General features: G+C 43.1%; 23 protein-coding genes and 1 tRNA gene. 4 read left to right on the top strand and 20 right to left on the bottom strand.

The window, feature by feature from the left end; all coding sequences use genetic code 11:
* Positions 1 to 50 precede the first annotated feature (50 nt).
* Positions 51 to 1145, top strand: a complete 1095-nt coding sequence (locus PGY05_RS10900; RefSeq protein ID WP_022220914.1) for a pyridoxal phosphate-dependent aminotransferase — start codon at positions 51 to 53, stop codon at positions 1143 to 1145.
* 267 nt (positions 1146 to 1412) lie between these two features.
* On the opposite strand, the gene PGY05_RS10895 is transcribed toward PGY05_RS10900, so the two are convergent.
* The 6 genes from PGY05_RS10895 to PGY05_RS10870 all read right to left on the bottom strand — a co-directional run bounded on the left by PGY05_RS10895 (position 1413) and on the right by PGY05_RS10870 (position 9149).
* Positions 1413 to 1757, bottom strand: a complete 345-nt coding sequence (locus PGY05_RS10895; RefSeq protein ID WP_270475905.1) for a cupin domain-containing protein — start codon at positions 1755 to 1757, stop codon at positions 1413 to 1415.
* 52 nt (positions 1758 to 1809) lie between these two features.
* Positions 1810 to 3096 carry an O-acetylhomoserine aminocarboxypropyltransferase/cysteine synthase family protein gene (locus PGY05_RS10890; RefSeq protein ID WP_008375280.1) on the bottom strand — a complete coding sequence of 429 codons (1287 nt, stop codon included), beginning with the start codon at positions 3094 to 3096 and terminating at the stop codon, positions 1810 to 1812.
* 154 nt (positions 3097 to 3250) lie between these two features.
* The gene (locus PGY05_RS10885) at positions 3251 to 4234 is read right to left on the bottom strand and encodes a DNA/RNA non-specific endonuclease (RefSeq protein ID WP_270475904.1); all 984 of its coding nucleotides are present in this window, start codon (positions 4232 to 4234) and stop codon (positions 3251 to 3253) included.
* Positions 4231 to 4722, bottom strand: coding sequence for a ribonuclease Z (locus PGY05_RS10880; protein WP_175305055.1), 492 nt, complete (start codon positions 4720 to 4722; stop codon positions 4231 to 4233). Before PGY05_RS10880 ends, PGY05_RS10885 begins: the two co-directional genes overlap by 4 nt.
* Positions 4723 to 4878: 156 nt before the next feature.
* Complete coding sequence (gene carB / locus PGY05_RS10875) at positions 4879 to 8079, bottom strand: carbamoyl-phosphate synthase large subunit (RefSeq protein ID WP_270475903.1); 3201 nt, start codon at positions 8077 to 8079, stop codon at positions 4879 to 4881.
* Complete coding sequence (locus PGY05_RS10870) at positions 8079 to 9149, bottom strand: carbamoyl phosphate synthase small subunit (RefSeq protein WP_055157847.1); 1071 nt, start codon at positions 9147 to 9149, stop codon at positions 8079 to 8081. Before PGY05_RS10870 ends, carB begins: the two co-directional genes overlap by 1 nt.
* A gap of 237 nt (positions 9150 to 9386) precedes the next feature.
* Between PGY05_RS10870 and PGY05_RS10865 the strand changes: the two genes are divergently transcribed.
* A tRNA-Thr gene (locus tag PGY05_RS10865) sits at positions 9387 to 9459 on the top strand.
* Positions 9460 to 9549: 90 nt separating this feature from the next.
* Here the strand turns inward: PGY05_RS10865 and PGY05_RS10860 are convergent.
* A complete protein-coding gene (locus PGY05_RS10860; protein WP_022220917.1) occupies positions 9550 to 9756 on the bottom strand; it encodes an alpha/beta-type small acid-soluble spore protein in 207 nt (68 codons plus the stop codon).
* Between the two features lie 228 nt (positions 9757 to 9984).
* Positions 9985 to 11244 carry a peptidoglycan-binding protein gene (locus PGY05_RS10855; protein WP_173691863.1) on the bottom strand — a complete coding sequence of 420 codons (1260 nt, stop codon included), beginning with the start codon at positions 11242 to 11244 and terminating at the stop codon, positions 9985 to 9987.
* Positions 11245 to 11372: 128 nt separating this feature from the next.
* On the opposite strand from PGY05_RS10855, the gene PGY05_RS10850 reads away from it, so the two are divergent.
* Complete coding sequence (locus PGY05_RS10850) at positions 11373 to 12596, top strand: transglutaminase domain-containing protein (protein ID WP_195251228.1); 1224 nt, start codon at positions 11373 to 11375, stop codon at positions 12594 to 12596.
* A gap of 40 nt (positions 12597 to 12636) precedes the next feature.
* Here PGY05_RS10850 and recG read toward each other — a convergent pair whose 3' ends face one another.
* The 12 genes from recG to PGY05_RS10790 all read right to left on the bottom strand — a co-directional run bounded on the left by recG (position 12637) and on the right by PGY05_RS10790 (position 22944).
* A complete protein-coding gene (gene recG / locus PGY05_RS10845; protein WP_270475898.1) occupies positions 12637 to 14697 on the bottom strand; it encodes an ATP-dependent DNA helicase RecG in 2061 nt (686 codons plus the stop codon).
* A 4-nt stretch (positions 14698 to 14701) separates the two neighbouring features.
* Positions 14702 to 16369: a DAK2 domain-containing protein gene (locus tag PGY05_RS10840; protein WP_270475896.1), complete on the bottom strand. Its 1668-nt coding sequence runs from the start codon at positions 16367 to 16369 to the stop codon at positions 14702 to 14704.
* A 17-nt stretch (positions 16370 to 16386) separates the two neighbouring features.
* Positions 16387 to 16746 carry an Asp23/Gls24 family envelope stress response protein gene (locus PGY05_RS10835; protein ID WP_008375262.1) on the bottom strand — a complete coding sequence of 120 codons (360 nt, stop codon included), beginning with the start codon at positions 16744 to 16746 and terminating at the stop codon, positions 16387 to 16389.
* A gap of 44 nt (positions 16747 to 16790) precedes the next feature.
* Positions 16791 to 16913 carry a hypothetical protein gene (locus tag PGY05_RS10830; protein ID WP_264472185.1) on the bottom strand — a complete coding sequence of 41 codons (123 nt, stop codon included), beginning with the start codon at positions 16911 to 16913 and terminating at the stop codon, positions 16791 to 16793.
* Between the two features lie 123 nt (positions 16914 to 17036).
* Positions 17037 to 17225, bottom strand: a complete 189-nt coding sequence (rpmB, locus tag PGY05_RS10825; protein WP_022219990.1) for a 50S ribosomal protein L28 — start codon at positions 17223 to 17225, stop codon at positions 17037 to 17039.
* A gap of 107 nt (positions 17226 to 17332) precedes the next feature.
* A complete protein-coding gene (locus PGY05_RS10820) occupies positions 17333 to 18070 on the bottom strand; it encodes a CpsD/CapB family tyrosine-protein kinase (protein WP_270475895.1) in 738 nt (245 codons plus the stop codon).
* Between the two features lie 20 nt (positions 18071 to 18090).
* Positions 18091 to 18795: a CpsB/CapC family capsule biosynthesis tyrosine phosphatase gene (locus PGY05_RS10815; RefSeq protein WP_117558305.1), complete on the bottom strand. Its 705-nt coding sequence runs from the start codon at positions 18793 to 18795 to the stop codon at positions 18091 to 18093.
* Positions 18796 to 18878: 83 nt separating this feature from the next.
* Positions 18879 to 19487 (bottom strand): hypothetical protein, encoded by a 609-nt coding sequence (locus PGY05_RS10810; protein WP_270475893.1) that lies wholly within the window; start codon positions 19485 to 19487, stop codon positions 18879 to 18881.
* Positions 19488 to 19550: 63 nt separating this feature from the next.
* A complete protein-coding gene (locus PGY05_RS10805) occupies positions 19551 to 20534 on the bottom strand; it encodes an LCP family protein (protein ID WP_195368933.1) in 984 nt (327 codons plus the stop codon).
* Positions 20524 to 21300: a class B sortase gene (locus PGY05_RS10800; RefSeq protein ID WP_055247232.1), complete on the bottom strand. Its 777-nt coding sequence runs from the start codon at positions 21298 to 21300 to the stop codon at positions 20524 to 20526. Before PGY05_RS10800 ends, PGY05_RS10805 begins: the two co-directional genes overlap by 11 nt.
* Positions 21297 to 22007: a YveK family protein gene (locus tag PGY05_RS10795; RefSeq protein ID WP_070098610.1), complete on the bottom strand. Its 711-nt coding sequence runs from the start codon at positions 22005 to 22007 to the stop codon at positions 21297 to 21299. Before PGY05_RS10795 ends, PGY05_RS10800 begins: the two co-directional genes overlap by 4 nt.
* A gap of 22 nt (positions 22008 to 22029) precedes the next feature.
* Positions 22030 to 22944 carry a nucleotidyltransferase family protein gene (locus tag PGY05_RS10790; RefSeq protein ID WP_055247228.1) on the bottom strand — a complete coding sequence of 305 codons (915 nt, stop codon included), beginning with the start codon at positions 22942 to 22944 and terminating at the stop codon, positions 22030 to 22032.
* A 309-nt stretch (positions 22945 to 23253) separates the two neighbouring features.
* On the opposite strand from PGY05_RS10790, the gene PGY05_RS10785 reads away from it, so the two are divergent.
* Positions 23254 to 25629 (top strand): phosphoketolase family protein, encoded by a 2376-nt coding sequence (locus tag PGY05_RS10785; protein ID WP_055157865.1) that lies wholly within the window; start codon positions 23254 to 23256, stop codon positions 25627 to 25629.
* Positions 25630 to 25659: the final 30 nt, after the last annotated feature.

The following is a 25659-nucleotide window of genomic DNA, read 5'->3' as shown; positions in this document are numbered from 1 at the left end:
GATTTTTTTAATTCACAGATTTTTGTTATACACAAAGGAGAATACTATTTATGGAAGCAAAACCGCAGTTTCATGGAAGTGACACCGCTGCTGTCGCCGCATTTTATCATGTACCGGTGGACGAGATCGTCTGCTTTGGAGCCAATGTCAACCCACTTGGATTATCCAAAAACCTGAAAAAAGATCTTGCTGCACATCTGGATCTTCTCAGTAGTTATCCGGACCGAAATTACACTACTTTGAAGAAAGTGATTGCCGATTACTGCCAGATTTTACCGGAACATGTAATCGTCGGAAATGGTTCTACCGAGCTGATCTCTCTCCTGATCCAGACACGGAAACCACAAAAAACGCTGGTTCTTGGACCAACTTATTCCGAGTATGGACGTGAACTGGATCTGGTGGGAAGTTCCATCCATACTTACCTGTTAAAAGAGTCAGATCTGTTCCATCTTGATATCCATGCCTTCTGCGAAGAAATCAGGAAGGGCTATGATCTGGTGATATTATGTAACCCGAACAATCCGACTTCGTCCGCTCTCAAAATGCCTGAGATCCAGACCATTCTGGACTGCTGCCGGGAGGCTGGCTCTTTCTTGATGATCGATGAGACTTACGTTGAATTTGCACCGGATATTAATGAAATTTCTTCCATGTCTCTGATCAGCAGTTTTGATAATCTGATGATTCTCCGTGGCGTATCCAAATTTTATGCCGCACCTGGTCTCCGCCTCGGCTACGGTGCAACCAGTAACAGCCAGTTTCTTCAGGATCTTCTGCTGATGCAGAACCCATGGAGTCTGAACAGCCTCGGCGCTTACGCTGGTGAGAAAATGCTCCAGGATCAGGAGTATATCCGGAAAACACGGGATCTGATCCTCTCCGAGCGAGACAAAATGTGCACTGAAATCTCCAAAATCAATGTGCTGACTGTGTATCCTGCTTATGCGAATTTTGTACTGGTAAAGATTGAAAAAGAGGGAGTTACTTCTGCGGATGTGTTTGAATTTCTGATCAAGCAGGGTCTGATGGTGAGAGACTGCTCCAGCTTCAAAGAACTGGGCGGGGAATACTTCCGGTTCTGCATTATGGCTCCGGAAGATAATAAGAGACTGCTTCAAGGAATACAGGATTTCTTTGCATAATGTTTCCTATCCCCACAAGAAGACCATTCACTAAATCGCCAACTCTTATTTCTAAAAATTTTGAGCAGCACAGGATCCCGGCGCAAATGAGATTGAATCGTTGTGGCTAAGAGCGCACAAAAATAGGGGTGGTGTCCGTGTTCACACGAACATCATCCCCTTTTTTGTACAAGCTTCGGAGTTGCCATGCATCCGTATGAAACTGCCAGTGACAGTTTCATAGGTGACGATCAATATCATTTGCGCCAGGATCCGTCCCTCTTCACACTATTCTTTCAAAATAAGCGCCACAAACACAAGATCTTCTTTCCCCGCATTCTTGATGCCATGTCCATTTCCGTCTGCGCAGAAAGTCACATCACCAACTTCCACCGGATATTCTTTGCCATTATCATTGTAAATGCCTGCCCCTTTTGTCAGATAGTAAGTCTCAGTCTCTCCATGATGCTCATGATATCCGATCTCACATCCAGGTTTTAACGTTACTTCATTGAACATCTTGCAGTACGCGCCGAGCTGTTCACCTTTGATCAGTTCTTCCTTCAGGATATAGCCTGCGCCACCCGCTACATTATCTGCTTTGATTGGTTGTCTTTCTGATTTCTTTGTCATGACTCTTTTCCTCCTGTCTGATCAGATTTCTTTATCTGTCATTGTGACACGATTATTGAATTGCGTCAAGTGCCGCAGAAATATCTGCGATCAGATCCTCTTTATCTTCAAGTCCCAGACTGATGCGAATCAGTTCTGCCGGAACTCCTGCTTCTTTTAACTGCTCATCATTCATCTGGCGATGTGTGGATGTTGCCGGGTTCAGGCAACAGGTTCTCGCATCTGCCACATGGGTTTCAATCGCTCCAAGCTTCAGATTCTGCATGAATACGGAAGCAGCTTCTCTTCCACCTTTCAATCCGAAAGATACCACTCCACAGCCCCCGTCTGGCATGTATTTCTTTGCTCTTTCATAGTATTTGTTAGATGGAAGTCCCGGATAATTGACATAAGCAACCTTTGGGTGCTGCTCCAGAAATTCTGCCACAGCCTGTCCGTTCTCCACGTGTCTTGGCATACGCACATGAAGAGATTCCAGTCCGAGATTCAGGATAAATGCATTCTGTGGTGCCTGGATCGATCCGAGATCACGCATCAACTGAGAAGTACATTTTGTGATAAATGCGCCTTCTTTTCCGAATTTCTCAGCATAGGTAATTCCATGATAGCTTTCATCCGGTGTGCAAAGTCCGGGATATTTATCTGCATGAGCCATCCAGTCAAATTTACCACTGTCTACGATTGCTCCACCGACTGCTGCTCCATGTCCGTCCATATATTTTGTAGTCGAATGTGTCACAATATCTGCTCCCCATTCGATCGGACGACAGTTGACCGGTGTCGGGAAGGTATTATCCACGATCAGCGGTACACTATGCGCATGCGCAACCTTTGCAAAAAGCTCAATATCCAGAACAGTAAGTGCCGGATTGGCAATCGTCTCACCAAACATCAGCTTTGTATTTGGCTGGAATGCCGCATTTAATTCTTCTTCTGTTGCATCCGGAGAAACAAATGTTGCGTCAATTCCCATTTTCTTCATTGTCACACTGATCAGATTGAAGGTTCCACCATAAATCGAAGAGGAAGCCACAATATGATCTCCTGCTTCACAGATATTGAACATAGCAAAGAAATTCGCTGCCTGTCCGGAAGAAGTCAACATTGCAGCTGTTCCGCCTTCCATCGCCGCGATCTTTGCCGCTACGTGGTCGTTAGTCGGATTCTGCAGACGGGTGTAGAAATATCCGGATGCCTCCAGATCAAATAATTTTCCCATATCTTCACTTGTATTGTATTTGAATGTCGTAGACTGAATGATCGGAACCTGTCTCGGCTCTCCATTTCCAGGTGTATATCCTCCCTGCACGCATTTTGTTCCCATATGATAAGTATTCATGAGAAAGTTCCTCCTTTTTCTTTTACACATTTCCTCTAATGTATATTCATTAAGTATGTTTTCTATTATAGCAGAAAACGGGAGATTTTGTTTAAAAATCTCCCGTTTGTTTTATATTTTTTGCAGAATATGCAGTTTTTCTTTTATTTTCCTCTTACGGTTTACATCTCCCGCACGGGCTATACCCCTCTTTAGTCAGTTCTTCTCTTGAACCTGTAAATGTTTTTTTATTTCCTTCTTTGATATCTTTTACTCCTGAGCACTCCGGCGTATGGAACTTCTTTGTATTTTCATTCAACACATACATCTTTTTCTCTGTATTTCCACTGGTTTTTCCCGTACCCGCTGACGCATCCGTATCGGAAAGCACTGCCTTTCCCGTTGCATAATCAATCGTAATTCCCGGCTGTACATTATAGACATACACATTAAATTTCACACCTTCTCCATGATCCTCCACTGATTCTGCTTCCATTAAAACTCCGGATGCAACCAGATTCTCCCCTTCAAATACCGGTGTGACACGATACATTACATGATTATCTGTCTCTTTGATGTAGTCGGCAACCATATTTTCAAATGGCAGCATCCCATCCACATTCATATAGCGGGTTCCTGTAATCAGATTCTTTTCGTTTGCATTTTCTGCCGTCAGCTGATAGCCTATCAGATGACAACGGTTGTAAAGATATTTTCCATCCACATTGTCAAATTTTATTGTCTGCCACCCGGACGGTTTCACCTGTCCAATCTTTCCTCTTTTCCCGGTCGGCATCAGATCTGTCCCAATGTTGGACACGGCAACGCCGCATCGTCCCAGCTCATCCAGATCACTGTAGCTTTCATAAGACTGATCTGTCAGCTCATCTTCGGTAAAATCCGGTTCATTATCGTCAATCACTACATACGGTGTTCCGCTGTATGCCGGAATATTATCCAATGTAGCGCTCACCGGATCCTGGCTGCCACCTGCTGTCGATTCATTTTCTCCGCTACCCGACTGCCTTTCAACTACTGCTGCCTGACTGTTTCCATATGATGCACTTTGCGCATCTGCTCCACCTGTGCCACACGCTGTCAGAAACAATGCAAACGTCAGAAGCAGCACACCTCTCATTTTCCCAATTTTCTTCTTCATAGCAATCCCTGCCTGTTGTAAATTTCTTTTGTAATCTTCTCATGGGAGTAACCGGAAAAATCTTTTCTCTCTTCCAGTCTCCACTTGCTTAAATCTACCTCAAAAAATACATCTGCCGGATAATCCCGGTTCCATTTATACAGAACAATCTCTGTAATCTTCCCCTCATATCCAGCCAGATTCTCCCCCTCAACAAAACAGAAATCCTCTTCTTCTGCCTTTTCCAGAAAATTCCGGTCAACCTTCCACATTTTTTCATCCTCCAGTCGCCCTGCGTCCTGTATTTTCTTCCCAGTCCCAGTTTCCCGGCATACCTCTTCTTTTGCTTTAAAGACTTCTTTAAAAAGCTTATCTGCCTCCGGCGCCATCCAGAGCACATTCCCTCTCGTCATCTCAAGAATATCCTCTGACACCATCCGGTCCCGGCTCACTCTCCTGCCATTAAAACAAATCCCCATCCGGTTATCCACACATACAATAGTTTTCACACTACCGAACTCCTTCCCCGCAATTCCAGCCAATATCCGAAATCCTCTACACAGCTTCACATTCTTTTGCCACTGTAGCGTCCGTCTCGTCCCTGCATTTTCCATAACACAAACAGGCAGAGAATCCAATCCCTGCCTGTCCGTATTCATAACATCTTATTCAACTTTCGCAATATCAATCAGTGTAAGCTGACGGATATCTGTATTTTCCAGACTTGTCACAAGTGCTCTTGCCGTATCCATAGCTGTCAGTACATTAACACCTGTCTCGATTGCATTACGACGGATTACAAATCCATCTCGTGCATGATCTGCTCCCTGCGGAGGAGTATCAATTACAAGGTCGATCTCGTGTCCAAGGATCAGATCCATCAGGTTCGGTGATTCCTGCTCAATCTTATTGACCGGAATTGCTTTTACGCCACCTTCTTTTAATGCATCAGCTGTACCGCGTGTTGCAAAGATGCGGTAGCCAAGTGCCTCAAATCTGCGTCCGATCTCGACAGCCTCTCCCTTATCCTCATCACGAACAGTCATGATCATGTTCTTATATTTTGGAAGGTTGATTCCAGCTCCAAGGAACGCTTTGTAAAGTGCCTCGTTAAATGTAGTTGCAATTCCCAGACACTCACCTGTAGACTTCATTTCCGGTCCAAGGCTGATATCTGCACCACGGATCTTCTCAAATGAGAATACCGGCATCTTGATTGCAATATAATCAGCTTCTTTCTGAAGTCCCGGTGTGTAACCCATTTCTTTGATCTTGTGTCCAATGATCGCTCTTGTTGCAAGTGGAACGATCGGTATACCTGTTACCTTACTGATATAAGGAACCGTACGGCTTGAACGTGGATTAACTTCAATTACATATACATCTTCGCCACATACGATAAACTGGATATTGATCATACCAATTACGTGAAGAGCTTTTGCAAGACGCTTTGTATATTCTTCAATTTTACGCTTTGTCACTTCCGAAATGCTCTGCGCAGGATATACAGAAATACTGTCACCAGAATGGATTCCGGCACGCTCAATATGTTCCATAATACCAGGGATCAGAATGTCTGTTCCGTCACATACTGCATCGACCTCAATTTCTTTACCGACCAGATATTTATCAACCAGAATCGGGTGATCCTGTGCAATACGGTTGATGATTCCGATAAATTCATCAATATCATGATCGTTGATTGCAATCTGCATTCCCTGTCCGCCAAGTACATAAGAAGGACGAACCAGTACCGGATATCCGAGACGGTTGGCAACCTCTTTTGCTTCTTCAGCGGTAAATACTGTATCTCCCTTCGGACGTGGAATATTGCACTGTGCAAGGATCTCGTCAAAGAGCTCTCTGTCCTCTGCGGCATCTACATCTTCTGCGGAAGTTCCAAGAATCGGCACTCCCATCTTCATCAGGGATTCTGTTAATTTGATCGCAGTCTGTCCACCAAACTGAACAACTGCTCCGTCCGGTTTTTCCAGGTCTACAATGCTCTCTACATCTTCCGGAGTAAGTGGTTCGAAATACAGCTTATCTGCGATATCAAAATCGGTACTTACAGTTTCCGGGTTGTTATTTACGATAATAGTCTCGTATCCTTCTTTTGCAAATGCCCATGTACAATGTACAGAACAGAAGTCGAACTCGATACCCTGTCCGATACGGATCGGTCCTGATCCAAGTACTAGAACTTTCTTTTTGCCGGAAGTCTCTTCTACTTCGTTCTGGCTTCCGAATACAGAATAATAATATGGGGTCTCTGCCGCGAACTCAGCCGCACAGGTATCAACCATCTTGTATGCTGCAACGATTCCGTTCGCATGACGCATATTGTGGATTTCTCTCTCATCTTTTCCAGTCAGGCGTGCAATAACATTATCCGGAAATTCAATACGTTTTGCTTCTTTCAGAAGTTCCGGCGTGAGTTCCTGTGTCTTCAGAGCCTGTTCCATCTCAACAAGGATCGCAATCTTGTCGATGAACCATTTGTCGATCTTTGTGATTGCATGGATCTCATCATATGAAATTCCTTTACGGACTGCTTCTGCGATCATCCAGATTCTGCGGTCATCTACGATTTCCAGTTTTTCCAGAATTTCTTCTTTGGAAAGCGCTGAAAAATCATAAGAAAGCAGGCAGTCTACATGCTGCTCCAGAGAACGGATCGCTTTCATAAGAGCTCCTTCAAAGTTATCGCAAATACTCATAACTTCTCCGGTAGCCTTCATCTGTGTCGTCAATGTTCTCTTTGCACTGATAAATTTATCGAATGGAAGTCTTGGCATCTTAACAACACAGTAGTCAAGCATTGGCTCGAAACTTGCATAAGTTTTCTTTGTAACTGCATTCTTGATCTCGTCCAGTGTATATCCAAGGGCAATCTTTGCAGCAACTTTTGCGATCGGGTATCCTGTCGCTTTGGAAGCCAGTGCAGAAGAACGGCTTACACGCGGGTTTACCTCAATTACACAATATTCAAAAGAGTCTGGATTTAATGCGTATTGTACGTTACATCCACCAGTAATATTCAGTTCTGTAATGATATTCAGTGCCGAAGTACGCAGCATCTGATATTCTTTATCTCCAAGAGTCTGGGAAGGTGCAACAACGATACTGTCACCGGTATGAACTCCGACCGGATCAATATTTTCCATATTACATACAGTAATACAGTTTCCAGCACTATCTCGCATTACTTCGTACTCGATTTCTTTCCATCCTGCAATGCAGCGTTCTACAAGAACCTGTCCTACACGTGACAGACGGAGTCCGTTCTCAAGGATTTCTTCCAATTGTTCCTGATCATGTGCGATACCACCACCGCTTCCGCCGAGGGTATATGCCGGACGAAGAACAACAGGATATCCGATCTTATCTGCAAACGCGACACCATCTTCTATATTTTCAACGACCAGTGAAGCTGCAACCGGCTCACCGATCTTTTCCATGGTATCTTTAAATTCCAGACGGTCTTCTGCTTTCTTGATGGTTTCCGCCGTTGTACCGATCAGTCTCACATTATGTTCCTTAAGGAATCCTGCTTCTTCCAGCTCCATTGCAAGGTTCAGTCCGGCCTGGCCTCCAAGGGTAGGAAGTACGCTGTCCGGTTTTTCTTTAAGGATCAGCTGTTCTACAACTTCTACCGTAAGTGGTTCGATATAAACGCGGTCTGCAATATCTTTGTCTGTCATGATCGTTGCCGGATTCGAATTCAGAAGTACAACTTCAAGTCCTTCTTCCTTCAGTGAACGGCATGCCTGTGTTCCGGCATAGTCAAATTCTGCTGCCTGTCCGATTACGATTGGACCGGAACCAATAACTAATACTTTCTTTATGTCTTTATTTCTTGGCATTATTTTGTTCCTCCCATCATATCCATAAATCTGTCAAACAAGTAACCAGAATCCTGTGGTCCCGGGCAAGCTTCCGGATGGAACTGTACTGTAAAAATATTCTTTCCAACGTATGACATTCCTTCGTTTGTCTTGTCATTGACGTTCACAAATGCAGGTACTGCAACGCTTTCCGGAATACTATCAGCATCTACAGCATACCCATGGTTCTGGGAAGAAATATAAACTCTTCCTGTCTGCAGATCTTTTACCGGATGGTTCCCGCCCCTGTGTCCGTATTTCAACTTATAGGTCTTACCACCGTTGGCGAGTGCCATCAGCTGATGTCCCAGACAGATTGCAAAGATCGGGATATCTGAGTCGTATAATTTTCTGATTTCTTTAATAATGGAAGTGCAATCCGCCGGATCGCCAGGTCCGTTCGACAGCATGATACCGTCCGGATTTGCGGAAATGATCTCTTCTGCAGGTGTATTTGCCGGGTAAACGGTAACTTCACATCCACGATCATTTAAAGATCTTGCAATGTTGTTCTTAGCACCAAAGTCCATCAATGCAACTTTTGGTCCATTGCCTTCTAATACATATTTTTCACTGCAAGTTACTTTGGAAACTACATCTCCTACTTTGTATGCATGAAGTTTCGGAAGTACCTCGTCCAGATTGTAATTTTCATTCGTTGTGATCATACCATTCATTGTACCCTTTTCGCGGAGGATTTTGGTAAGTGCTCTGGTATCAATTCCTGCAATTCCCGGAATATCCTGTTCTTTCAGGAAATCCTGAATTGTACCTTCACAACGGAAGTTGCTTGGCATTCTGGACAATTCTCTTACAATATAACCATCCGGCCACGCCTTCTTGGACTCCATATCCGGTGTAATACCATAGTTTCCGATCAGCGGATATGTCATGACAACGGCCTGTCCGGCGTAAGAAGGGTCTGTCAGCACCTCTAAGTATCCAGTCATTGAAGTATTGAATACAATCTCACTAATCATATCTTTTGTTGAGCCGATGCTTGTGCCTTCAAACACAGTTCCGTCTTCTAAAATTAGAAACGCTTTCATATGTTCACCTTATCCCTTCGTAATACTCTTTTATTCTCAAAAAAGGGGCACTCTTGGAGTCTTTTCAATTCCAGAGCGCCCACACTTTCTCAAATTGTAAAAAGTTTACCATATCTGGTTACAGATTTCAATACCTATTTTTTATGTTTATTTTAAAGTGTAATTTTTTTAAAAAAGAGTTGCTTTTATTCAAAAATTTGATATAATATAATTCGTGACTGCAAAAGCAGTACGAATGCTGGAATAGCTCAGTCGGTAGAGCACTTCACTCGTAATGAAGGGGTCGTCGGTTCAAGTCCGATTTCCAGCTTAGTGATCAGAGAAAAAGGGAGTGCCTGTTTATCAGACATTCCCTTTTTGTATCCGGCAGAAATGCCTGTGATACCTTCACTGACTGTCCCTATCGACCGGACATCTGTTTTTCCTGTTCTTCGATCATTTTCTTGACCATATAACCTCCGACAGATCCGTTCTGTCTTGAAGTTAAGTCTCCGTTGTACCCATCTGATAACGGTACTCCCAGTTCGCTTGCAACCTCGTATTTAAATTTGTCCAGTGCACCTTTTGCTTCTGGCACGGCTGCTCTGTTTGATGAACGACTTGCCATATTCATTTCCTCCTTTTTTGTAACATTTTGTTTTGTGTTACGCTCCTAGTATATGGAGAATAAATTCAGATTACACTGGGAGGTTTTGTTAATTTTAGCATTTTTTATTTTGCAGTAATCTGCACCAGATGAGTATGAAACATTTTAAACTGAAGCATGACACATTTGGTATTCTTTGCATAAAAGCAGACTTTGGGAGAAAACTTAGATCATAATATAAAATCCAAGTCAGGACAATTCTGCAATTCTGGATACACCTACATAAATTTCGGAAATTTTATACCATGTACGGTAATCAACAGTTCCGGTTACCGGAAGCCCGAACACCGACTGAAATTTTCTGACGGACGATGCTGTTGCCGGACCATAAATACCGTCAACTGTGATTTTCGGAATTGCCGGGTATGCACCGGCAATGACATTTAGCTGTTCCTGCATTTGCCGGACTTTTGTACCAGAAGAGCCCTGGGAAAGGGTATACCCTGGCCATGAAGACGGAATGCCTGAAATTTCTTCAGCGGTATTGATGTAAATATCATCTCCGTAATAATAGCGGAGGATTTCCGACGGAGAATACCCCTGATCACCAAGTGCTTTAGAACCCCATTGGGTCATCCAGTTCGGACACTGAACCTGTCTTCCGTCACAGTATTGTGTCAGAATCGGCTGCCTTACATTCGGTCTGGAAAGATAATCTGCAAACAGTTCGTCCACCACTGTAGAAATGGAGTCAAAAACATTTCGTTCCGGAATCCATTTGTGATCAAAAGCCGTAGAAGATGTAATTGTGAAATCATAGCCCTGATTGCGATACCATTCGGTGTAAACCCGGTTCAGCGTAAAAGACATGATTGCCAGTACATTTGCCCGGATCGTATTTTCCGGCCAGGTTGCATAGATTTCACTGGAAGCAACATTTTTGATATAATCTTTATATTTTACATAATAATTCTGTGCGGTAGAATCGCGTGGTGAGCCATTGTGAACAACAATGTATTCCGGCACGACAACTCTGCTTAGCACAATCTCACCAGTTTCGTTTACCGGCTTGATCTCGTTTTCCGGGATTTTCGGCGGATACACACCGTACAGAGTATGTGCAGGAATCACAAAGATATCCGGAGTCTGGTCTTCCGTGACAAGTGGACGCAGACGAATCTTTTGAATTGCCGTCACACCGGCCAGTATTTCCGTTCCTGCGATGTTGACCGACTCGAATCCCGGAGCGTTTACTTCCAGGGTATATTCCGCATATGGCTGTTCTTCATTTGTTACATCCAGGCTATACTCCACAGGCGGTGCGTCAAGCTCAATGGTTTCACTTTGTCCGGAGCTATCGGTTGTCAGTTCTTCCAGTGTGTTTTCAGGAATACCTGTATAGGAAATACGGATTGACGCATCTGGAACAGGAAAAGAATCAATAGACGAAGTAATCTGTATCTGCAAATTCCCCCGATCAGAAGTCTGCATGGCTTTCAAAAATCTCATAGCTGATATCCTCAAGGCTTTTTATACTGTCAGAAACATTATATGTAAAAAATGTCCGTGTTGTGCAAAAATGAAGGGTATGTTATGATGAAACATACAGATGAGTATTTGGAGGAATTAAATAGATTATGCGAAAAAAGATGCATCAAACAGGGAAATTTTTTTCGTTCATTCTTTTGGGACTTGGCTGTCTCTGTCTTATATCCGGAGGAATCCTGATCGGCAGACAAATGTCAGCCACTCCGAAAGCAGAGAGTTCCGCGCCGGAAGAAGTCCCTTATGAACAGGAAAAAATTACGGATGCAGAGGTTACCGGAGAATTCTACTATGAACAGCTTTCTGATGAAGAGCAAACGGTTTACCGGGAAATTCTTCAGGGTATCCAGGAAAATAAAAAAGAAATTTATCTGCATTGCAGCAACGCGAATACTGCAAATGAAGTATTTCAGAATGTGTTAAATGACAGGCCGGAAATTTTCTGGTGTGATGGAAATGCAACTTCCACAGAATATTCTCAGTCTGAAGGACAGAGCCAATATGTAGTAATAGAACCCAATTATCTTTATGAGGGAGAAGAAAAAGAACAACGGAATCAGGAGATTGAATCGGCAAGAACCACCTGTCTTTCTGGCATTTCAGACCTTTCAGATGAATACGAAAAGATAAAATACATTTACACCTATCTCATAGATAACGTAGATTATGATCTTGATGCACCGGATAACCAGAATATTTACAGTGCTCTTGTCGGAAAAAGATCGGTTTGTGCCGGCTATGCAAAAAGCTGCCAGTATCTGCTGCAACAACTGGGTATTTACTGTATCTATGTAACCGGACAGACTACAGATCCAAATGGAGGCGTCGCAGACCATGCATGGAATATTGTTCAGTGCAATGGTCAGTATTATTATGTAGATGCAACCTGGGGAGATCCGATTTTTCTCGGCGAAGATAATGGCTATCAGATACCGAACCTGATTGCTTACGATTATCTCTGCTGCAGTGAAAAAGAGCTAGAAAAAACACATATGATCAGCACGGACTATGTATATCCGTCATGTCAGTCTGAAAATCTGAACTATTATCAGCTGAACGGCATGTATTATGATACCTATGAGCCTGGTATGTTGCGAGAAGTGATCGCCAGATCGATTGAGAGCCAGGAGGCTTATACGATATTTAAAATGTCAGATGATGCAGTCTATCAGGAGGTCGTGGATGAAATGCACGAAACCCTCATGGAAGAAGGTGCAGGATACCTGGGTGAGCTATATGGGCTTTGGCAGGTTTCTTATTCATACAGTGAAGAAGCATCCCTTAACAAATTTATTATTTACTGGTTTTATGAATAAAAAGATAGTGGGCAGAACAATTTGCCCACTATCTTTTTATCTACAACGTCGTTTCCAGATTGTTTCCCGAAATGTATGCCGCAAGCTTTTCACCAAGCAGTTTATATTTTTCGCCTTCTAACAGTGGATCTTCCCTCAGGATTTCCCCCGATGCTTCTCCTGCTTTTTTCAGAAGCTCCGAATCCTGGAACACATCTCCGATCCGGAAATCCATTAATCCGCTTTGCCGGATTCCAAAAAGATCTCCTGGTCCCCGAAGCTTCAGATCTTCATTCGCAATAAAAAATCCATCATTGGATTTGTTCAGGATCTCAAGTCGTTTTTTTGTCTCTTTCGCCTTCGAACCACTCATAAAAATACAATAGGACTGGTGTCTGCCACGTCCTACGCGCCCGCGAAGCTGATGAAGCTGCGCCAGCCCAAAACGCTCAGCATTCTCCACCATGATCACCGTAGCATTCGGCACATTGATACCAACCTCGATAACTGTTGTCGACACCAGGACCTGGATCTCATTCTTTGCAAATGCTCCCATGATCTCGTCTTTTTCTGCCTGTTTCATCCGCCCATGAAGCGCAGCGATCCGGATCTTGTCACCCATCTCACTTTGCAGAAGCTGCGCATAGTCAAGAACATTCTCTGCGTCCATTGCCTCGCTCTCTTCTACCATCGGACAAATCACATAGCACTGTCTTCCTTCGGCGACCTGCTTCTGCATAAAGCGGTAAGCAGTCGGTCGGTAACTGGTATCCACCACACAGTTCTTGATTGGCAGACGGTTTGCCGGAAGTTCATCAATCACCGAAATATCCAGATCTCCATATAAAATGATTGCCAGTGTTCGAGGAATCGGTGTCGCACTCATTACAAGAATATGAGGAATTTGTCCTTTCCCGGCAAGTGCCTCTCTCTGACGGACACCAAATCGGTGCTGCTCATCGGTAACAACAAGTGCCAGATTCTGGTATTCCACCTTCTCCTGGATCAGTGCATGGGTTCCCAGAACAATCTGCACTTCTCCCGCAGCAATCCTCTGATAAGCTTCCCTTTTTTCCTTTGCTGTCATCGACCCGGTCAAGAGCTCGGTTTTCACCGGAATCTGATACTTTTCCAGCATCTCTATGATTGATTCGTAATGCTGCTTGGCCAGAACTTCTGTCGGAGCCATCATTGCGCCCTGATAACCGTTCAGTGCCGCCAGAAGAAGAGCCAGAAGCGCTACTATTGTCTTACCAGAGCCAACATCCCCCTGGATCAGGCGTGACATCACTAGCTTTCCGCACATCTCTTCCTGAATCTGTTCCCAGACTCTCTTCTGCGCTCCGGTCAGTTCATATGGCAGATTTGCAAGAAAGCGGTCGATTTCCGACCGCCTTTTTATCACAAATCCGTTTTCGGCACGCTCATTTCGCTCCCTCGTCCTGCGAAGAGCAAGCACGAAAACTAAAAATTCTTCAAATACAAGTCTCTCTCTTGCATGGTAGAATTCTGCCTTATCCAGTGGAAAATGTATCCCGCGGATCGCATAGTTATACTCAGCCAGATGATATCGAAGGCGCAGATCTTTCGGTAGATCATCAGAGACGAGATCCAGATATTCCATCGCACCTTTAACCGCTTTTGCTACCGCATTGTTCGTCATACCGGCAGTTAACGGATAAATTGGCTGAAGAGTTCCACACTTTTTATCGTAACTATCCGGTGGTGAAAATAACTCTGGATGCTCCATAATCAGCTGATCCTTTTTTGAAACTACCCGTCCTCTTATGATAACCGGCATTCCCTGCTTCAATGTATTACGCAGAAATGGCATACGAAACCAGATCACCTTCAAAGTACCAGTCAGATCTTTTACGTATGCTGTCGTAATCTGCATACGCTTTCCTCCTCCAACCTGTACTCTTCCGTATATCACACCTTTTACCGTGCTGATCTTTCCTTCTTCCAACTCTCCTACGCTTACCGGCTCTTCATATACATCATATCCTCTGGGATAATAACGGAGCAGATCGCCGATGGTAAAAATTCCCATCTTGTGAAACAGTTCCTCGGTTTTTGCCCCGATTCCTTTCAGGTTACGGATTTCTGACTGCTCATTCATAAGCCTATTCTACCGCCAACACATAGTAATAAATCGGCTGTCCGCCCATGTGTGCATCTACGTCCATATCCGGATATAATTCTTCAATCTCTGCTGTCAGCTTTTCTGCTTCTTCTTCGGAAACTTCTTCTCCATAATAGAGACTGATCAGTTCAGAATCATCATTTACCAGCTGTGCCAGCATGTCCTTTGTAGTACCATCGACAGACTTGCCAACTGCAAGGATACCTGCATCACCAATTCCCATGATATCACCTTCATGGATTTCCTTATCATCGATGTGGGTATCACGGACAGCATAAGTCACCTGACCTGTCTTTACACATTTGATCGCTTCCAGCATCGTCTCTTCATTTGTATCCACATCTTCTTCTGCATTGTAATTCAGAACTGCTGTGATTCCCTGCGGAACGGTCTTTGTCGGAATTACGATAATATCCTTGTCTTCTGTCAGATCACGCGCCTGATTTGCAGCCATTACGATATTCTTATTATTCGGAAGAACGTAAATATAGTCTGCATTTACATGATCGATCGCTGTCAGCATATCCTCCGTACTCGGGTTCATGGTCTGACCACCCTCGATAATGTAGTCCACGCCAAGTTCTTTGAAGATTTCATTTAATCCTTCTCCGATCGAAACAGCAATAAATCCGACCTTTTTACGTGGCTCTTTGGCTTTTTCTTTCTCTTTCTGGGCTGCTGCAAGCTTTTCTGCATCTTTGATCAGCTTTTCCTGATGCTCTTCACGCATATTATCAATCTTCATACGGGATAACTGTCCATAAGTAAGTGCTTTCTGGATTGCAAGTCCCGGATCGTTCGTATGAACATGTATCTTAACAACGTCTTCATCTGCTACACATACGATAGAATCACCAATGGATTCCAGATAAGCCTTAAATTCTATTTCATCCTTTTCTGTAAATTCTTTATCCAGAAGAATAATAAATTCGGTACAGTATCCAAATTTGATATCCACTGTACCCTCAGTTTCAACCTTTGTTGCATTAACAGCCTGAGGAGTTGGTGCAAGTGCGCTGTAGTCAATCTCTTTACCGAGGAATGCATCATATGCCCCGCGCAGTACTTCCAGAAGTCCCTGTCCGCCGGAATCTACAACACCTGCCTCTTTTAATACAGGAAGCATATCCGGAGTCTTTGCCAGAACAGTCTCTGCCTCTTCAATCAGCTTCGGGAGAAATTCTTCCAGATCATCTGTCTCCTCTGCAAGTGTCTGAGCCTTTTCAGCCACCCCTTTTGCAACGGTAAGAATCGTACCTTCTTTCGGCTTCATAACAGCCTTATATGCTGTCTCTTTTGCACGTACTGCTGCTCTTGCAAGTGCAGGTACATCAATTTCGCTTTCCGTCTTGATGGATTTTGTGAATCCGCGGAGCAGCTGGGATAGAATAACACCGGAGTTACCTCTTGCACCACGGAGAGAACCGGATGAAATTGCCTTCGCAAGAGAAGCCATATCCATGCCTTCCAGTGCAGTTACTTCTTTCGCTGCCGCCATAATTGTCATAGACATATTGGTTCCTGTATCACCATCCGGTACAGGGAACACGTTCAGTTCATTGATATATTCCTTTTTTGCTTCTATATTCTGTGCGCCTGCAAGAAACATCTTCGCAAGCAGTTCTACATCGATACTCTTTGTTGCCACAACAAGTTCCTCCTTAATTAATCGATCACGCGGACGCCTTCGATATAGATGTTGATCTTATCGACGCTCATACCTGTAAATTCTTCAACTTTATACTTCACGTTGCTGATCAGATTGTCTGTTACTGCTGAAATACTTACTCCGTAAGCTACGACCACATGAAAATTAAGTGTAATCTTATTCTCATCAGAGATTCCGACCTGGATTCCCTTTGTAAGGCTTTCTTTTTTCAAAAGTTTTACCAGACCATCTTTCATGCTGACAGCTGCCATACCGACAATTCCAAAACATTCAACTGCTACAGATCCTGCATATTTTGCGATCACTTCCGGATCGATCGTGATGATTCCTAAATCAGTACTCATACTTCCCTTCATATGCCATCCTCCAATTCTCAAAATTCATATCAATAAATCTATTTTTAAACGTTGAAAATATTATACTCTATTTCCAATGCTTTTACAACCAATGCAGCCCGATAATCAGGCATGCTGACACCTGCCTGATTATACGGCAGCTCACTTAACAGTTCACTGTCGTACATTCGCCAAATACAGATCCAATCAGATTTTTGTGCGAGCACAAATCTGGACAGCTCCGTATTTGGCTCATCGTATACGCAAAAAACCGAAGCTTAAAAGCTTCGGTTCTCATCATTCCGCTCAGATTAAGCTCTTTCAACGCGTCCGGATTTCAGGCAGCTTGTACATACGTACATTTTCTGTGTTCCGCCGTTTTCCGTTTTAACTCTAACGGATTTTACGTTAGATTTCCACATCTTAGATGATCTTCTATGAGAGTGACTTACGTTATTTCCGAAATGAGCACCCTTTTCACAAATAGCACATTTAGCCATGATTGCACCTCCTAACGATCTGAAATGTCTGCTTACAAATCTTGCAGACTCACAACAATAATTATTTTAACAGAAACTTTTAACAATTGCAAGTGTTATTTTCACTTTTATGCATTTTTTGTTTCTTCATTGTGTCCATAATAGCCCTCATACTTCTGTGAGCCATAATATTTGTTATAATATCCCTTCTGGTTCTTACGCTCTACCTTGTTAAGGACAACACCAAGAACGGACACTCCCGAATTTTCCAGCTGGTCTTTTACATTCTGCACCAAACGGTATTTGGTCTTACCTGCTTCGACAACAATGATCGCGCCATCACTCTGATGTCCGATGATTGCCGCATCAATAACAAGACCAAGCGGCGGACAGTCAATGATAATATAATCATAGACATTCTTCATGGACTCCAGCATACCGGTAAAACGTTTGGATTCCAGAAGCTCTGTCGGATTCGGAGCCTCCGGTCCAGAAAGAAGAATATGAAATTTCGGAATATTTGTCGCCATAATCACATCTGCAAGCACACACTGTCCGGAGAGGAAGTGTGACAGCCCTTTATCTGCACCGGTAATCTGAAGTTTCGATGCCATAACAGAATTCCTAATATCCGCATCAACAAGAATAACAGATTTTCCCATGTCTGCAATTGATTCTGCCAGCGCAACAGAAACAGAGCTTTTCCCCTCTCTCGGCACACAGCTTGTTACAAGAATGACTCTTTTATCATCTCCGCAAAACTGCAGATTGGTACGCAATGTCCGGATTGATTCACGCACCCCGTAGCTTTTCTTTTCAATCGATAAATTAACCTTTTTCAACAAAACACCTGCTTTCTTCCCCACGCGGGGCTATCTGAATCTCTTTATCTGCTCTTCCATATCCGTCTTGGATTATCTACAAAAATCTCTTCCGCATAATCCTGTCCCATCTTTTTTCTGACGTAAGTGGCACACTTCCCGAGGTTCATCTTCCGCCCCTCCAGATTGTGTGCATCTGATCCTATAAAATCCACAAGATCATCTTTCATCAGGCCGGCACAGAACTTTTTAATCGTATGTCCTTCATATCCCAATACGGAATCTGCATTTATCTGGATCTGTGCTCCAAGTTTTTTCAGTTCCTGGATTCTCTCCGGTTCCTGACAGCAAAAATACCTTTCAACATGTGCAACGATCGGTCGATATCCCTTGGTGATTAGCTCATAAATGTAATTACGGACCGTGACAAAACTGTCATTGGTTGAAAACTCTGTCAAAACATATCTGCTTCCAAGCATCGTCGGCCGAAGCTTCTTATCAAGATGCCGGATCATCTGCTCATTCCGGTAATACTCGCAGCCAAGCCTCAGTCCAATTCCAACTTCTTCAGCATAATCGCGAAGTTCATGGTATACTCGGATCACCTTTTTCATGGAAGGCTCAAACATCTCCGGTCTGTAATGCGGAGTCGCAATGATATAACGTACTCCCTGCTCATAGGCATCCCGTATCATTGCTCTGGAAGTCTCCATATCCGGTGCTCCATCATCTACTCCCGGAAGAATATGACAATGAATATCTACCAACATCAAAACGTATCTCTCCTGTCAAAAAGAAAACGCCCCTCACGGTGACTCCCGCCACAAAGAAGCGTTTTCAACATATGTTTGTATTATCTAACAGCTTTCTTTTTAAGACCGAATGCTGCTGCTACTGCTGCCAGTCCAAGTACTGCAACTGCTGATACAGCTGTTGCGCTTGTAGCCGGTGAAGTAGCTGTTCCTGTAGCGGATGTAAGAGTTGTCTTGTCAACAACAAATGCAACCGGTGACAGTGAACTAAATGTACCTGTTACTGTTCCATCTGCAACAGTTGTATCAATCTTCTCCCAAGCTGATGCTGATCTATTGTAATGCAGAATCTGAACTTTAGAAGAAGCTGTTACGCCTTTCATTACGAATGTGATCTTAAGTGGGAATTTAGCTCCTTCCGGCGCTGTAACTTCCTTAACATCAGCAACTGTCATATTCGCATTAAAATCGCTCCCAATTACTTCTTTCAATTTTGCTTCAGTCTTAATGTCTGCAACTGCCTGTGTGTATTCTGTCGGGATCTCAGATGTGATAGAAACATTCACTGCATTACCATCTGTATCTGTTGCGCTGCTTACAGCTGTAACAACTGTAGAAGCTGCCGGACTTGGTGCTGCAAATGCCGTCATTCCGATGCAGGATACCATAGCTGCAATAAGACCAACTGTCTTTAAGATTCTTGACTTCATTTTCTTTGACCTCCTCACATAGTTTATTTGATATTCGCTATATCAAGCTATACTATACTACAATTACATTATTTTGTAAAACATTTTTAATATTATTTTTTTTAATTCTTTATTGTCTACCAGATACTGCGCATGTCCGTCTTTCTCAATAATCTCACCCGGAACTTTCACGGTGTCCTCTGCAATCTTATAATCTGTCAGCTCTTCCATCTCATCCGCAGTCATGTTTGTTGTCATATAATCCTCCAATTTCTGGTACAGAGAAAGATACTCTGTTTCGCTTTGAATACTCTGCATCTTCTCGATCAGAGCATCCATAAACTGTGACTGACGTTCCATGCGCTGATTGTTACTGTCAAGGACTTCAATATCTCTTTTACGGACATATTTTTCAGCAAGTTCCCCATTAAGAGTAACTTCTGCACCTTTTTCAAATGCAGGATCAACAGCTGTATAATCTTCTGGCACGGTAAGAGTAATTCCTCCAACCGCATCAGTTGCTGCAACCAGCCCCTCCAGCGTCAGTGAAAAATAAGAATCCACATTCACGCCATACATAAGTTCTGATACCTTCTCAGATGTCAGACGGCAGCTCTCTTCTGCCCCGTCCCCATATGCGTACTGAAGTGCGATCTGCCCATTTTCCGTCATCAGCCTGTTACCTGTCACATCATAAATATCGATTCCCACCATAGAATCTCTGGAAATCTGAATGATCTGTGCCGTCTTCTCTTCTTTATTAAGGACCAGAAGATTCAGGCTGTCGCTCTGTCCGTTTTCTCCCGGGTTATTACCAAGATCTGCTTTTTCTTCCTTGTCAACACCCATGAACAGAACGGTCTTGATATCCGGGTTGAGTTTGTATTTCTTTCCGTCTTCTTCGATGATTCCGGACTGTGATTCCGTTTCGTCTGCACCCGCTTCTGCCGATGCCTCCTGTTTTTTCTGCGTACCGCTTTTCCCTTTTGTAACCGTATAAACGACACCTGCCAACAGCCCTGCGCAGATAACTGCAAGTATCACGATTACCAGATTTCTATTCTTCATTTGTCAGAACCGCCTCCACAAGAAGTCTATGGTTTGATTCTCCCGTCACACAGGTACTGAGCGACAGGATCCGGTCTTCTGTTCCTACGCTTTCGATATCACTGTAACGGCTTCTCAGGTCTCTGGAATCCTGAAGTGAATCCAGGAAAGCCTGTCTCTGGTCATCCATTACATAATTGAAAGAGTTGATCAGATGACGGTCATCATAAATAACTGCCGCAAAAATCCGGTAAGTCAGAACATGATCTGGTGTATAAATGATCACATTTGGATATTTTTCAATATATCCTTCTTCCAGATAACGATCCAGTGTATGAAACATGGTATCTACACCCTCACCCATCTGATGTCCGTAAATAACCGTATTGAAATCTGTAAAATTCTTACTGTTGCATGCCTGTGTAAAAATAGCACCATCCGCCGCTTCTACCCGTTCCCAGGTATGAGATAGATAATAATTATCATCCTCATTATTCTGGCAAACCGGATAATCAACGGTTGTTCCATCAATCTTAATCCATGCGTAAATGTCCGGATTTTTTTCCTGAAGAGCAGTAAAATCAACCGGTATCTCCGGCTTTGTCTGCTCTCCGTCATCACTATCTGTTTTTGACGGTTTCACATTTTCCGTTGCCAGCTTTTTTGCATCATCATACGACTGCTTCGTCTTTGCCGCCGTGGCGTAATACCAAATCAGATAACCTGCACAGCAGACTGCTATCACAAGCAACACCGCAACAATAATCTTTCTTGTCCTGTCTTTCAAATCGATTCCCTCTTTTCTGTCGGAATCGCTGCAAGCATATGAAGTCCAAGATATTTTTTAATATCTTCTTCTGTCTGAATTGTATCATTCATGAGATAACGAAGTACAATAACAGTAGCTGCCACAAACGCAAATGCAAGTCCACCCATTGCAGTATTCTTCTTAGTATTCGGTGAAGAAGGATATTTTGGCACAACAGCTTCTTCAACAACCTTCGGCTTGTCACTGGACATTACATATGCCACTCTCTCAGCTGTCACATCCGCAAGTTCATTTGCAATTTTCTTTGCTTCTTTAGCGTTTGCATCCAAAACAGTAAATCTCAAAATACGGGTATCTGTCTGATTATCTGTCTGAATCATACTTTTTAACTCTTCATATGTATAATCCAGATTTAATTTTTCAATTACTTCTTCGAGAACAGGACGGCTCGTTGCCAAAATCTCAAAGTCTGCTGTAAGCTGCGTACCCATCTGAATATCTGCAAGGGATGTCACACTTGTTGTTTTTGTTAAGATATAAATCATTGAGGAAGCGGAATATTTCGGTGTGATCAGCAGTTTCGTACCACCAAACGCAAGTGTCGCTCCTATGATAAAACACAAAACAATTATCCACAATTTATTCATCAGCAAATGAAAAATTTCTCCGAGATCAATCTCCATCTCATCATCTTTTTGCATTTCTAACTGTTTCAACTCACTCATAGTTTTTTTCCTCTTCTGTTCTTTAATTCCACAATTTTTCCGGATAAACGCCATCTTCTGTCATCTTCTTGAATCCGGCCTGTGCAAGTTCTGTATCTTCTTTATAAGTAATACCGATCCATTTATCGTGTGTTTCCAGAACCTTTACATCCACATTTCCTTCTTTTAAAAGATCTCCTACAATATTTGGAAGAAGATATTCTTTTTTCAAAGGATCTCCTGCTTCATCTTTTAAAAATTCTGCGAATCTCTCATCCAGAACCTGAATGAAATCCGGATAGCCAGCCCACATATTCATGGATACATTAGAATCTGGTGTGATCCATTTCTGAACCGCTTCGCTGTCGCAGTGTACCCCGTCAGCCTGGATACTGATTCCAGTCGTCTCATGGATCTGTTCAAGCATTCCATTTTCATCTACCACACATACGCCGCGGGTAACTGTTCCATTTTCACTAACCGTATTCTTCAGAATAAAACCAGCCATTCCCATCTGCATCTTATCTGCTGTCTCTGCGTGCGCAATCAAGTAATCATGGAGAAGCTTAAACGCTTCCTTTCCATAATAATCATCTGCATTGATGATCACAAACGGTTCTTTTACTACATCTTTACAACACAGGACTGCCTGACCAGTTCCCCAAGGTTTGGTACGTCCCTCCGGAACTTCAAAACCAGCTGGAATATCTGCAAGATCCTGATATACATATTCCACCTCGATCTGATCTCCGATACGATTCCCGATTACAGAACGGAATTCTTCTTCAATATCTTTTCTGATAATAAATACAACCTTGTCAAAACCAGCTTCTTTTGCATCATAAATAGAGTAATCCATAATGATCTCCCCATTCGGAGACATCTTGGCGAGCTGCTTGATTCCTGTTCCAAATCTTGAACCGATTCCTGCTGCCATAATAATCAGAGTAGTCTTCATAATAAATTCTCCCTCACTAAAAACTGTCAATCTACATTATATACACTGTTTTTCTCCGTCAAAACATTAACATTTTAAACGCTTTATTCAAAAATCTTACATAAAAACAGCTATTCATAATTATACTTCAATTTTTTCACAATGTCTACCACCTATTACGAAATTAAGGAACTCCTCCTCTCCCTATCCATAACATTTTGATATGAATATAATTCATTATTGCTATTTTACGTTATCTTTTACTCATGATATGATGAACTCAGTTAAAAAAATAACAAAAATGAACTAGAGAAAGAGAGAGGTACAAAAATGGAAGACAATAAATTATGTCTTGAAAAGCAGCCATTATCTGATGAACTGCTCAACAAAATGAATGCCTACTGGCGTGCTGCCAACTACCTGTCAGCCGGTCAGTTATACCTTCTTGATAATCCGCTTCTGAAAAAGCCATTGACCATGGATCAGATCAAGAAAAAAATCGTCGGACACTGGGGAACCGTACCTGGACAAAACTTCATCTATGTACACTGCAACCGTGTCATCAAACGTTATGATCTGGATATGATTCTTCTTTCCGGTCCGGGACATGGCGGAAACTTCCTGATTGCCAACACTTATCTGGAAGGTTCTTATAGTGAAGTTTATCCGAACATCAGCCAGGATGAGGAAGGTATGAAGAAAATGTTTAAGCAGTTCTCATTCCCATGCGGAGTTCCGAGTCACTGTGCTCCAGAAACACCAGGTTCTATCAATGAGGGTGGAGAACTTGGATATTCAATTGCTCACGGCTTTGGTGCTGTTCTGGACAACCCAGATCTTATCGCTACAGTTGTTGTCGGTGACGGTGAAGCTGAAACAGGGCCGCTTGCTACTTCATGGCAGTCCAACAAATTCCTGAACCCGATCACAGACGGTGCTGTTCTTCCAATCCTTCATCTGAACGGATACAAGATCAGTAACCCGACCATTTTCTCACGTATTTCTCATGAGGAAGTGGAAAACTTCTTCAAGGGCTGCGGATGGAAACCTTACTTCGTAGAAGGTGACGATCCGATGACTATGCACAGAAAAATGGCTGAGACTATGGATGCCTGCATCGAAGAAATCAAAGCAATCCAGAAAAATGCCCGTGAAAACAATGATCCTACCCGTCCGTTCTGGCCAATGATCGTTCTTCGTACTCCAAAGGGATGGACAGGACCAAAGGTTGTTGACGGACTTCAGATTGAAGGATCTTTCCGTGCACATCAGGTACCGCTTTCTATGGAATCACCAGAACATCTTGACCTTCTGAAAGAATGGTTGGAAAGCTACCATGCAGAAGAACTCTTCGATGAAAAAGGACATCTGATTCCGGAACTTGCAGAACTTGCTCCAAAGGGAGATGCCCGTCTTGGTGCAAACCCGCATGCAAATGGCGGACTTCTTCTGAAAGACCTTCGTCTTCCGGATTTCCGCTCATACGGAATCGAAGTAGAACCTGGCAAGACAAAAGCTCAGGATATGATCGAACTTGGCGGATACATCCGCGACATCTTCAAATTAAATGAAGACAGTAAGAACTTCCGTATCTTCGGACCAGATGAAAGTATGTCCAACCGTCTGTACAAAGTATTTGAAGAACAGAAACGTGACTGGCAGGCAGACTTGCTTGACACTGATGACTGCCTTGCAAGAGACGGACGTATCATGGACGGTATGTTAAGTGAACATATGTGTGAAGGATGGCTGGAAGGATATCTTCTGACAGGACGTCATGGATTCTTTGCAAGCTATGAAGCATTCATCCGTATCGTTGACTCTATGGCAGCACAGCATGCAAAATGGCTGAAGGTCTGCAACCAGCTTTCATGGAGACAGCCGATTGCTTCGCTGAACTTTATCCTGACATCTAATGTATGGCAACAGGATCATAACGGATTTACACATCAGGATCCAGGATTTCTGGATCACATTGCCAATAAAAAGGCAGACGTTGTCCGCATGTATTTACCACCGGATACAAACTGCTTACTCTCATGCTTCGACCACTGCATCAAGAGTAAGAACTATGTCAATGCAATCGTAGCGTCTAAACATCCAAGCTGCCAGTGGCTGACTATGGAACAGGCTGTAAAGCATTGTACACAGGGTATCGGTATCTGGGAATGGGCAAGTAATGACTGCGGTGAAGAACCAGATGTTGTTATGGCTTGCTGCGGTGACACTCCTACTCTTGAAGTTATGGCTGCTGTTACTATCCTTCGTGATGAAATGCCAGAGCTCAAGATCCGCGTTGTCAATGTAGTTGACCTGTTCAAACTGGAATCAGACCACAAACATCCACACGGATTAAGTGATGCAGAATACGATGCAATCTTCACAAAAGATAAACCGGTTATCTTTGCATTCCACGGATATCCGACACTGATTCATGAACTGACATACGAACGTCACAACCACAACATTTCTGTTCATGGATATCAGGAAGAAGGTACGATCACTACTCCATTTGATATGCGTGTACAGAACCAGATCGACCGTTTCAACCTTGTAAAAGATGCAATCATGCATCTGCCACAGCTTGGCAATAAGGGATCATTCCTGATTCAGAAGATGAACGACAAACTGGTTGAGCACAAGCAGTACATCGCTGAATACGGACAGGATCTGGAAGAAATCAGAAACTGGGAATGGCATAAATAATATCAATCGTTTTCTAATCCAAAATTCTAC

Origin of the sequence: Coprococcus sp. AF51-11b1 (assembly GCF_027682785.1) — a bacterium.
Taxonomy (GTDB): Bacteria; Bacillota; Clostridia; order Lachnospirales; family Lachnospiraceae; genus Allocoprococcus; species Allocoprococcus comes.
The sequence above is the reverse complement of the archived record's forward strand: the minus strand, read 5'-3'. Positions and strand labels throughout refer to the sequence as shown.

What these genes read in the sequence shown, in the direction of transcription:
- PGY05_RS10900 (WP_022220914.1), top strand. Translation starts at nt 51, where the DNA reads ATGGAAGCAAAACCGCAGTTTCATGGAAGTGACACCGCTGCTGTCGCC.
- PGY05_RS10895 (WP_270475905.1), bottom strand. Translation starts at nt 1,757, where the DNA reads ATGACAAAGAAATCAGAAAGACAACCAATCAAAGCAGATAATGTAGCG.
- PGY05_RS10890 (WP_008375280.1), bottom strand. Translation starts at nt 3,096, where the DNA reads ATGAATACTTATCATATGGGAACAAAATGCGTGCAGGGAGGATATACA.
- PGY05_RS10885 (WP_270475904.1), bottom strand. Translation starts at nt 4,234, where the DNA reads ATGAAGAAGAAAATTGGGAAAATGAGAGGTGTGCTGCTTCTGACGTTT.
- carB (WP_270475903.1), bottom strand. Translation starts at nt 8,079, where the DNA reads ATGCCAAGAAATAAAGACATAAAGAAAGTATTAGTTATTGGTTCCGGT.
- PGY05_RS10870 (WP_055157847.1), bottom strand. Translation starts at nt 9,149, where the DNA reads ATGAAAGCGTTTCTAATTTTAGAAGACGGAACTGTGTTTGAAGGCACA.
- PGY05_RS10860 (WP_022220917.1), bottom strand. Translation starts at nt 9,756, where the DNA reads ATGGCAAGTCGTTCATCAAACAGAGCAGCCGTGCCAGAAGCAAAAGGT.
- PGY05_RS10855 (WP_173691863.1), bottom strand. Translation starts at nt 11,244, where the DNA reads ATGAGATTTTTGAAAGCCATGCAGACTTCTGATCGGGGGAATTTGCAG.
- PGY05_RS10850 (WP_195251228.1), top strand. Translation starts at nt 11,373, where the DNA reads ATGCGAAAAAAGATGCATCAAACAGGGAAATTTTTTTCGTTCATTCTT.
- recG (WP_270475898.1), bottom strand. Translation starts at nt 14,697, where the DNA reads ATGAATGAGCAGTCAGAAATCCGTAACCTGAAAGGAATCGGGGCAAAA.
- PGY05_RS10835 (WP_008375262.1), bottom strand. Translation starts at nt 16,746, where the DNA reads ATGAAGGGAAGTATGAGTACTGATTTAGGAATCATCACGATCGATCCG.
- PGY05_RS10830 (WP_264472185.1), bottom strand. Translation starts at nt 16,913, where the DNA reads ATGTACGACAGTGAACTGTTAAGTGAGCTGCCGTATAATCAGGCAGGT.
- rpmB (WP_022219990.1), bottom strand. Translation starts at nt 17,225, where the DNA reads ATGGCTAAATGTGCTATTTGTGAAAAGGGTGCTCATTTCGGAAATAAC.
- PGY05_RS10815 (WP_117558305.1), bottom strand. Translation starts at nt 18,795, where the DNA reads ATGTTGGTAGATATTCATTGTCATATTCTTCCGGGAGTAGATGATGGA.
- PGY05_RS10810 (WP_270475893.1), bottom strand. Translation starts at nt 19,487, where the DNA reads ATGAAGTCAAGAATCTTAAAGACAGTTGGTCTTATTGCAGCTATGGTA.
- PGY05_RS10805 (WP_195368933.1), bottom strand. Translation starts at nt 20,534, where the DNA reads ATGAAGAATAGAAATCTGGTAATCGTGATACTTGCAGTTATCTGCGCA.
- PGY05_RS10795 (WP_070098610.1), bottom strand. Translation starts at nt 22,007, where the DNA reads ATGAGTGAGTTGAAACAGTTAGAAATGCAAAAAGATGATGAGATGGAG.
- PGY05_RS10790 (WP_055247228.1), bottom strand. Translation starts at nt 22,944, where the DNA reads ATGAAGACTACTCTGATTATTATGGCAGCAGGAATCGGTTCAAGATTT.
- PGY05_RS10785 (WP_055157865.1), top strand. Translation starts at nt 23,254, where the DNA reads ATGGAAGACAATAAATTATGTCTTGAAAAGCAGCCATTATCTGATGAA.